Raw genomic sequence first — 8,353 nt, 5'->3', positions numbered from 1 at the left:
CGGTGTACCGATTGCGCTGGAGCATCGAGTGTACGTTCAGCAGCATGAAGTCGCGTGGCTTTGACCTGGAACGGTCAGCGGTGACCCACGCTGACCGATTAGAGCGGTTGTTTGGACTGGTCACGCTGGCCTGGGTGTGCTGTCTGCGGGTGGGCGTCTGGATGAATGCGTCCAAACCAATTCCAGTCAAAGCGCATGGTCGTCGCGCAGTCAGCGTGGTCCAGTATGGCTGGCAATATCTGGCGAGAGCGCTGAGATGGGATCACCCACAGGCCGAAATATACTTCGGCCTCTTAAATCAACCTTTCTCCGCACCCAGCGCCACTTAAACGCAAGTTGTCCGGTACTGAATTCATGCAGTTAAAGCGTTACCCGGAGGCGCACCTGTTTAATCAGAAGGCGGTGGAACTGTCCAGAACCACCGGGAACTTGGTTGCTCTTGGGGCGGCGCTGGCCAACCTTGCGTGTTCACTTCATACACTGGGAGATTTTCAGGGTGCCCAGATGTACGCGCGTGAAGCCGTAGAGATCGGAGACAGGCTGGGTGACCGTGTGGGCCACAGCTACGCCCTGGAAATGCTCGGGCGTGCTCTGTTGGCATTGGGGGATGACGGCGCGTTGCCTGTCCTCGAGGAAAGTGTCCGTGTGCTGGAGAACACTGAGGCCAGGGGACGCCAGATGGACGCGCACGCCGCGCTCGCAGCCGCGTATGAAGTTCTTGGTGACCCAGCGCGGGCCCTGACGCAGTTGCAGGCCTCTTACCGCTTGGAACGCATTCTGCACTCTCAACAGGTACATCAAAAAATAGAGGTGGTGACAGCTCGTCTGGAACTCCAGCGTCTGCGCGATGAAGCCGCGCACGGACGGCAGGAGCGCGAGATCTTGTCGGCGACCAACGCGGAACTGGCATTGACGGTGGACAAACTGGAACAGGCCAATACGGCGCTGGAGAGACTGACCGGGCAACTCTGGCAGCAGGCCAACACAGACACACTCACAGGACTTCTTAACCGCAGTGCGTTTGTCCGAACGCTGGAAGAAAAGATTCTTGCTTCAAGAGACACAAAGAGACCCTTCTGCATCGTGTTCCTGGATCTGGATAATTTCAAATCTGTCAATGACCGATTCGGACATGATGTGGGCGATCGCTTGTTAGTCTTTGTAGCTGAGGGCATCCGGCAGGCGTTACCTCAAACGGCCACAATCGCCAGGCTGAGTGGGGACGAGTTCATGGTGCTTCTAGAAGGCTATGATGAACTTCAGTATGTAAAAACCGTCTTATATTTATTGAACCAACCCGTAAAAATTTTAGAACATCATATTCGAATCAGCGCCTCAGCAGGGTTGAGTGAGTACCCGAGTTCTGGTCTGGACGTCGATAGTTTAATGATCCAAGCAGATCATGCTATGTATCAGGCTAAGCGTCTTGGAAAAGGCCAATTTCAAAAGGCTGTGGCGTATCTCTCAGGAGTTGCACCTTGCATAGCGGAGTGAATAGCCGTGCTGGTGCAGGAATTCAGCGTTTTTCGAGAACAGGTGCAGTAGTCGGTTGAGATGCAGATGTATCGGTTGTGTTGCCTTAACCGGTTCAGGATAGGCTGACCCGCTGTGACCGATGCCAAACCCTACTGCCACCGATTTCCCATGACGATTATCCAGCACGCCGCCAATGCTCTACCACCGCTTTCCCATCAGCTACCGAGATGTCCAGGAATTGCTGCACCAGCGCGGCATTGTTGTCAGCCATGAGACGCTGCGCGAATGGTGTATCAAATTCGGCTCGCTCTTCGCAGATGGCCTGCGTCACCGGGAACCCCGACGGGGTTCCCGGTGGCTTCTGGATGAGGTTTGCACGACGGTAGATGGTGTCCGCCACTGGTTGTGGCGGGCGGTGGACGAGCACGGCTTCGTGCTCGATATTCTGCTTCAACGGCACCGAGACACCGAAGCCGCGAAGGCCTTCATGACCGGGCTGCTGGGTGAATATGATGTCCCAGACAGGATTTGCACAGACAAGCTCGCCAGCTATGGAGCGGCGATCCGGCAGATTGTGAGTCTGGCAGCGGTCGATCACCAAGAGGTGATCTCCACAACGCGCTGCAACAACATGATTGAGCAATCCCACCGTTCCACACGGCGTCAGGAGCGACAACAACTGGGATTCAGGCGGCGGAAACGCGCACAGGAATTCCTGAACTTGCATGCCCGGATCGAGAACCTCCACCATCACACCCGTACCAGCGTTTCCGCCAAAAATCAAAGGCACGCGTTTCAGACGTGGTCAACGGTTGCCGCAGGGGTGACCTGAACTTCAGTCCACCCTTGCCCGTAGCCTGCCGTCGAACCAGTTAAGGCAACACAACCCTGGCGGCCAAGTCTGGCACATCCCCACTGCCGAAGCGGTGTCCAGCACGCAGTTCGCGGGGCTCATCGCGCAGGAGGTAAAGGTGGCGGCGCGGTCCCCGATGGCCCTGACGGGTCTGCCGCTGACAGTCCTGGCCCGCGTTATCCCCATCGTGCGGGAAATGGCTGAGATTCAGTACCAGGCGAACGCCCCGTTCGTCATTGACGGCGCGAAGTTTGCCGCTGGCTTTGACTTTGCGCCCACACCCCACCGTGAGGCGATCCAGCAGACGCTGGCGGCGCTCTGAAAAAGGGGTCAAACCGTCAAATTATTTAACCGTCTAACCGCGAAAGAAGTACTCTGGTCCCTGGCGATTTGACTGTCAAACTGACCTTCATCATTTTGCTTGAGAGAGGAATATGCTGAACACACCATCACCGTCCCAGGAGGACTCCATGACCATGACCCGCGACGTCAAGCCCACCCAAATGCCGGAGGCCCAGACGGCATACGACATTCCCGCCATCATGGCCGGCCTCTACGGCGATGGTACCGTTGGCCTCAAGGGAGCGTTTTCCCGCGCGTGGGTGGGCAGGCTCGGCGAGGAATTGCCAGCGCTCTACCAGACGGCGCTCGCCCGACCCGGCGGCGCGGTGGGACGCGGCACCAACCGCCACTACGTCGAGATTCACCCTGAGGACATCAGCGGCTTTCTCGACCTGGTCACCCATCCCTGGGTCACCGCCGTGTGCGAGAGCGTCCTCGGACCAAACTACAAAATTGTCGAGATCGGCTTTGATGTGCCCAACCCCGGCGCGAAGGACCAGCCCTGGCACCGCGATTTCCCTGCCGGTCCCGAGACCCTGGTGGACCGCCGCCTGAACTCGCTCGCTTTCAACTTGACCTCGGTGGACGTCGAGGAGGACATGGGGCCGTTCGAGATCGCGCCCGGCACCCAGTGGGATGACCCCTCCGCCTTTGATCACGGCATGTTTCCCCCGGTTTCTACCTTCACGCGCTACGCCGCGCTGTCGCAGCGCAAGCTGCCCAGGATGGGCGACATCTCGGCGCGCAGCGCGCTCACCATTCACCGCGGTACGGCCAACCACAGCAACAAGGCCCGCCCGGTTCTGGTGCTGGGAGTGGACGCGCCGGGCGCAGGCCACCACGAGAAGCATGACTTGCAATTCACCCGCACCTTTTATGACCAGTTGCCGCAGCAGGTGCGCGATCACCTGATCTGCCGGGTGGTGGACGAACTTGAACCCATCATGCAGGGCCACTCCATTGAGGGCCTGATGATGGGCGACGCCTGAGCCGCCGTGCGCGCTTTTAACAGTCTGGTCGCGCACTTCGGGGCCACAGCCGTCTCGGGCCAGGTGGAAGGTCTGGAGGGCGGCCGGGGCTTGATGCGTGTCTCCCTCAACGTTGTTGGCGGCCACCTCGCCGTGGAAGAGGGCAGTGAGTGCGTGCTGGAGCTGCATGATGGTGCCCGCTTTCGCGTGGTGATGACCGAGCGGCTGAGTGACGCCGGCGAGTGGCGTGTGCGCCTCCTGAAGCGCGATTCGGGCTGATTTGTCTTCTCCGAACGCCAAGAGCGGCGGGCAACGATACGGGTTGCGTTTGTCATGCGCTCAAATTGGAATAGCACATCTCTCGTCCACTCCGCGTTCGGCACACGTTTTGCTCTTGCTCGTTCCACTCGGATTTCCAGGTGTCTTTAACACCCTTCAATCGGAGTCCGCATGAACAGGACAAGTTCTGCGCAGGAGGCCGCGCCGTCTCTGTGCGCCCTGCTGACTCACTCGGTCCTGTCGCCGCTTGAGTTGGGCGCACGCTGGTGTGGGAAAGCAAGGCCGCTAGAATCTGGAGGGGGAGCGTCCGTTGTGTTGCTAGACATCAACATGCATGATCCCCTTGCCAATCGTCAAAAAGTTTCCGGACTACTGTCATTCTCAGGTGACTTCAATTGCTGATGGCGGGAGCCTGACCGATATACTCGTCACGGCTGATCTGGGCCAGCATGAACTGGGCAACGCTGGCCCGGGTCACACGGGGCCGAATTTCCCCCACGCGGCCCACCAGGAGCGGTGCGGCAGGGCCGTCGGTCAGCATCGGTCCCCGAACGATGGTCCAGTCCAGGGCGCTGGCCCGGATCAGTTCAGCATGCGCGACCGCGTCGTTCAGGACGGCGGGTTGTAACACCTTAAGAAGAGCTCGGAACACCCTGTCCACCACTTTTGGACTGTCACCAGGGAACGGCACACCCGCACCAACCAGAGTGATCAGCCTCCTGACGTCTTGCTGCGGCATCTGCTGGGTCAACAGTCCAGCGGCGCGGGTCAGCAGATCGTCCGGGCCACCTCTGGTCTGTCCCAGGGCGCTCAAGACGGCGTCGCTGCCAGTGATCAGACGCTCAATGTCCAGCGCGTTTGTGGCGTCACCCTTGACCACGTCCAGCCGATCATCCTGGCGGTGCAGCTTGCTGGGATCGCGCGCCAGCACCCGCAACGAGTAATTCTGCACGAGAGCCTGATCGATCAGGAGACGTCCAGTGCGGCCTGTTCCGCCGAGGACGGCGAGCATCTTGGGGGTCTGGGTCATGGTTTCCCAGTTTAGGGGGTGGTGGGGAAGCCCAGTAAAACGTTTCCAGAAAGGAAGTGACGTTCGGCGGCTGAAGTGGCGTTGCCAGGCGACCGGGCGTCGGCGAGACTCAGGGGCGGATTTTGAGTTGCTGGCGCAAGTATTCTTCAAATAGACCAGATCCCAGCGCCTGTGTCGTTGTTTCCGCCTCTCTTGCACCGTGCGCCAACCGAACCCAGACCCACATCGCAACGCCGATATGAGTGCGTTGAGGTCGTCCCGAACGACATGGCCAGTTCTCGACGGTGCAGCACTGGAACGAGCACAGCTCCAAGTCTTGTTTCCCGTCCCGCTTTCTCAGGTCCACTGCGCTCCCCACTCGGCGAGTGCATGCACCACGCTGCCCAGTGCGCGGCCCTTGTCGGTCAGGGTGTATTCCACGCGCGGCGGAATCTCCGGGAACACCTGACGGGTCAGCACACCCTGCGTCTCCAGCGCGCGCAAGCGGTCTGTCAGGGTTTTGGGACTGATGCCGCTCAGGCTGGACCGCAACTCACCGAAACGCCGGGTGCCTGAAAGCAGATCGCGCAGGATCAGGGTGGTCCATTTGCCGTCGATCACGTCCAACGCTCGCTCCACGGTGCATTCAGGCCGCCCATGAATCTGGTTCTCAAAGTTCATTATCAGAAACTATAGCAGCATTTAGAAACTTCTTCACAAAATGAAATATCGCTGATAGCGTGGATTCTCTGATGCACATCTTCAGCGTGCCAGAAAAGAGAGGCACTCCATGAGCGAACTTGTTTTGACTTACGGCGCAGGTGGGGCGCAGGGTGCGCCAGTGGCCCACGGATTGCTGGACGCCGGATACCGCGTGCGGACGCTGGTCACCGACGCGGCAAAGAATAGGGCGCTGAAGGACGCAGGCGCGGAAGTGGTGGCGGGCGATCTGGCCGACATGGACAGCGTCCGCCGCGCAACGCAGGGCGTCGACAAGGTGTTCCTGATGCTGCCCTTCTCAGGCACAGGCAATCCACTGGAATACGCCCAGAACGCTCTTCAGGCGGCAAAGGAGGCCGGGGTCAAGTTGCTGGTCCTCAACACCAGCGGGCAAACTCCGAACGAGCCTACTGGCCTGCCGATGATGGATTACCGCATTCATCTGGAGCGTGGTTTACGCGACAGCGGCGTGCCGAACATCATCCTGCGCCCCACCGCCTACATGGAAAACTTCCTGGGGCCGTGGGTGCTGCCGCGCCTCCAGGCTGAAGACGTACTGGCCTACCCGGTGGCAGCAGATCGGCCCACCTCCTGGATTGCCGCGCAGGATCTGGGGCGTTTCGCGGTGGCGGCGCTGGGACGCCCCGATCTGGCCGGGCAGGCGTTTGACCTGGGCGGCCCACAGGCGCTGAAGGGCGCTGATATTGCAGACGCATTTTCCACTGCATTGGGTCGCGAGATTCGGTATGAAGCCACCACGCCCGAGCAATTCGGCGCAATCATGGGCCGCATGATGGGACCGGAAGCCGAGGCCGGGATCGTCGCCGCCTACCGGGCCGGGGCAGCCGCACCGCTGGACTCGATGGTGGTGGACATGAGAGAGGTCCTGGCACATTTGCCCGTGCAGCAGACCCCCCTGGAGCAGTGGGTGCGCCAGCAGGTGGACCTGTTCACGCAGACCGCGCAGGCGTGAGGGAAGGAGCAAAGATGAACGGAGCAATTCAGGCGGCTGACTCATGAGGGCCGCCCGCTTTCACAGTTTTGGCGATCCCTCGGTGTTGCAGGTCGAGGAAGTCGCCTGGCCCGCCCCGAAGGGTGACGAGGTGCTGATCCGCGTTCACGGCTCCAGCATCAACGGCACTGACCTCAACCTGCGCGGCGGTGGCCTGGGCATCATCATGGCCGGACAACTGCCCTTCACGCCCGGCTTCGATGTGTCGGGCGAGGTGGCGGGCTGCGGGCCGGAGGTGACCGCCTACCGTCCGGGGGACCGGGTGTACGCCCTGCTGGGGCATGGTGGGGGTGGGACCGCCGATTACGTCGCGGTCAGTCAGGCGCGCGTCGGACTGGCTCCTGAGAGCGTCGATCTGGTGACGGCGGCGGCGGTGCCACTCTCAGGTCTGACCGCCCTGCAGGCCCTGCGCGGCGAGGGACGACTGCAACCCAGCCAGGAAGAAAAGCGGGTGCTGGTCTATGGCGCGTCCGGCGGTATTGGGGCTTTTGGAGTGCAACTGGCCCGAATCATGGGCGCGCATGTCACTGGCGTGGCCCGGACCAGCAAATTAAAGTATCTGCGCGAGTTGGGCGTGGATGAGGCGGTGTCCGCCGACGACATGAACTGGGATGACATCGGCCAGCCCTGGGACGTGATCCTGGACACGCCGCCCGCGCTGAAGTTCAGCGAGGTCAAACATGCCCTGGCCCCGCGTGGTGTGCTGGTGAGCACCCGTGGCCTGCCGACCCGACTGTCTGACGCTGCGGCCATGCTGCCCGGTGCGGAGCCGCGTTTTGCCGCCGTGCGGACGGCAGAGCGGGGACTGGATCTGGCTTTCTTGAGCCGATTAATCGACAGCGGCGAGCTGAAGGTGCCCGTCGATCAGGTTTTCTCCCTGGCCGAGATCCGCGCCGCCCACGAGTATGCAGAGGGGCCGGAAGTTCGGGGAAAAGTGGTGGTCTCACTGGAGTGATCTTTCAGAGCGTTTGATACTGATGGCGAAGTCAGATGCCGGTCTCCCAGAACAGTGTTTTGTGCCACTGCGCCACCAGCGGTCTCCGATGAAATGGCCAGATTTTGACTTCGCCACCAGTATCAAGATCCAGGAATTTTACACCGCTAAGCGAAAAAACCTCACCAAGACGTCATTTCTAGCTTCTTATCGTTACAGCTCCAGCTGCTTGACCGTCTGCTGAGAGGCATCGGTGGAAGGTGACCCGCACCGCTCTGCGCAAGGCTCCTTCGCCGCAGGGATTACAGGCGGGAACGGATCACAAGATGCATCACCTGTGGATTGGGAGCGGGTCTCAGGGTTTGACCACAAACCAGACCTTGCCCACGTTCTGCCCAGTAGCATCGCCGGGGTGCATCCCGCTGAAATGGGATGATGGTGCATGGCAACAGAACGGGAAATGCTGAGTCAGGTCATGGAACGTCATCTGGATCAGCTTTTAGAAGAGTCTGAGGGGCAGCTCAGCGTTGCTGAGCTGGAACAGACCCTACTCCGCCAGCAGAGTCCACTCATGCGAGAACTGTTTCAGACCCTCATTGACCTGCGCCAGAAGCAGGATTTTTCCCCCTCAGAGCAAACCGACTGACCCGGAGTGGCGCAAGGATGGACGCACGACGCTGCTGATTCACGGCTGTTGGGGAGCCGTGAATGTTCCCGCCCAGACTTGGGAACACCGGATAGATGGACGCCATCTCAGTCT

The 8,353-nt window shown here is 60.4% G+C and carries 10 protein-coding genes and 1 pseudogene; 9 read left to right on the top strand and 2 right to left on the bottom strand.

Going from position 1 to position 8,353, the window contains the following annotated elements:
- The 6 genes and pseudogenes from Q319_RS27575 to Q319_RS0121440 form a co-directional block, all read left to right on the top strand.
- A partial coding sequence (locus Q319_RS27575) for a transposase (protein ID WP_211252400.1) occupies positions 1 to 329 on the top strand: 329 nt, incomplete at its 5' end.
- A gap of 25 nt (positions 330 to 354) precedes the next feature.
- Positions 355 to 1,494: a GGDEF domain-containing protein gene (locus Q319_RS0121460; protein ID WP_029484461.1), complete on the top strand. Its 1,140-nt coding sequence runs from the start codon at positions 355 to 357 to the stop codon at positions 1,492 to 1,494.
- A gap of 114 nt (positions 1,495 to 1,608) precedes the next feature.
- Positions 1,609 to 2,308, top strand: a pseudogene (locus Q319_RS0121455) (IS6 family transposase).
- 139 nt (positions 2,309 to 2,447) lie between these two features.
- Positions 2,448 to 2,651, top strand: a complete 204-nt coding sequence (locus tag Q319_RS0121450; protein WP_156039525.1) for a hypothetical protein — start codon at positions 2,448 to 2,450, stop codon at positions 2,649 to 2,651.
- A 148-nt stretch (positions 2,652 to 2,799) separates the two neighbouring features.
- Positions 2,800 to 3,660, top strand: coding sequence for a phytanoyl-CoA dioxygenase family protein (locus Q319_RS0121445; protein WP_051655657.1), 861 nt, complete (start codon positions 2,800 to 2,802; stop codon positions 3,658 to 3,660).
- 6 nt (positions 3,661 to 3,666) lie between these two features.
- The gene (locus Q319_RS0121440; protein ID WP_029484457.1) at positions 3,667 to 3,918 is read left to right on the top strand and encodes a hypothetical protein; all 252 of its coding nucleotides are present in this window, start codon (positions 3,667 to 3,669) and stop codon (positions 3,916 to 3,918) included.
- 391 nt (positions 3,919 to 4,309) lie between these two features.
- Here the strand turns inward: Q319_RS0121440 and Q319_RS0121435 are convergent, their stop codons facing one another.
- Together Q319_RS0121435 and Q319_RS0121430 are read right to left on the bottom strand one after the other, a co-directional pair.
- Positions 4,310 to 4,948, bottom strand: a complete 639-nt coding sequence (locus Q319_RS0121435; protein WP_245619429.1) for an NAD(P)-dependent oxidoreductase — start codon at positions 4,946 to 4,948, stop codon at positions 4,310 to 4,312.
- A gap of 336 nt (positions 4,949 to 5,284) precedes the next feature.
- Positions 5,285 to 5,608 carry a winged helix-turn-helix transcriptional regulator gene (locus Q319_RS0121430; protein ID WP_029484455.1) on the bottom strand — a complete coding sequence of 108 codons (324 nt, stop codon included), beginning with the start codon at positions 5,606 to 5,608 and terminating at the stop codon, positions 5,285 to 5,287.
- Between the two features lie 109 nt (positions 5,609 to 5,717).
- On the opposite strand from Q319_RS0121430, the gene Q319_RS0121425 reads away from it, so the two are divergent.
- From Q319_RS0121425 to Q319_RS0121415, 3 genes are all read left to right on the top strand, one after another.
- On the top strand, positions 5,718 to 6,620 hold the full coding sequence (locus tag Q319_RS0121425; protein ID WP_029484454.1) for an SDR family oxidoreductase: 903 nt from the start codon (positions 5,718 to 5,720) through the stop codon (positions 6,618 to 6,620).
- A gap of 43 nt (positions 6,621 to 6,663) precedes the next feature.
- Positions 6,664 to 7,614, top strand: coding sequence for an NADP-dependent oxidoreductase (locus Q319_RS0121420; protein WP_029484453.1), 951 nt, complete (start codon positions 6,664 to 6,666; stop codon positions 7,612 to 7,614).
- Positions 7,615 to 8,035: 421 nt separating this feature from the next.
- Complete coding sequence (locus Q319_RS0121415; RefSeq protein WP_156039338.1) at positions 8,036 to 8,239, top strand: hypothetical protein; 204 nt, start codon at positions 8,036 to 8,038, stop codon at positions 8,237 to 8,239.
- The last annotated feature ends 114 nt before the right edge of the window (positions 8,240 to 8,353 follow it).

The sequence above is a fragment of the Deinococcus marmoris DSM 12784 genome (assembly GCF_000701405.1).
Taxonomy (GTDB): Bacteria; Deinococcota; Deinococci; order Deinococcales; family Deinococcaceae; genus Deinococcus; species Deinococcus marmoris.
The sequence above is the reverse complement of the archived record's forward strand: the minus strand, read 5'-3'. Positions and strand labels throughout refer to the sequence as shown.

Bases quoted from the DNA above. Each gene is read 5' to 3' on its own strand.
- Q319_RS0121460 (WP_029484461.1), top strand. From the start codon at position 355: ATGCAGTTAAAGCGTTACCCGGAGGCGCACCTGTTTAATCAGAAGGCG.
- Q319_RS0121445 (WP_051655657.1), top strand. From the start codon at position 2,800: ATGACCATGACCCGCGACGTCAAGCCCACCCAAATGCCGGAGGCCCAG.
- Q319_RS0121435 (WP_245619429.1), bottom strand. From the start codon at position 4,948: ATGACCCAGACCCCCAAGATGCTCGCCGTCCTCGGCGGAACAGGCCGC.
- Q319_RS0121430 (WP_029484455.1), bottom strand. From the start codon at position 5,608: ATGAACTTTGAGAACCAGATTCATGGGCGGCCTGAATGCACCGTGGAG.
- Q319_RS0121425 (WP_029484454.1), top strand. From the start codon at position 5,718: ATGAGCGAACTTGTTTTGACTTACGGCGCAGGTGGGGCGCAGGGTGCG.
- Q319_RS0121420 (WP_029484453.1), top strand. From the start codon at position 6,664: ATGAGGGCCGCCCGCTTTCACAGTTTTGGCGATCCCTCGGTGTTGCAG.
- Q319_RS0121415 (WP_156039338.1), top strand. From the start codon at position 8,036: ATGGCAACAGAACGGGAAATGCTGAGTCAGGTCATGGAACGTCATCTG.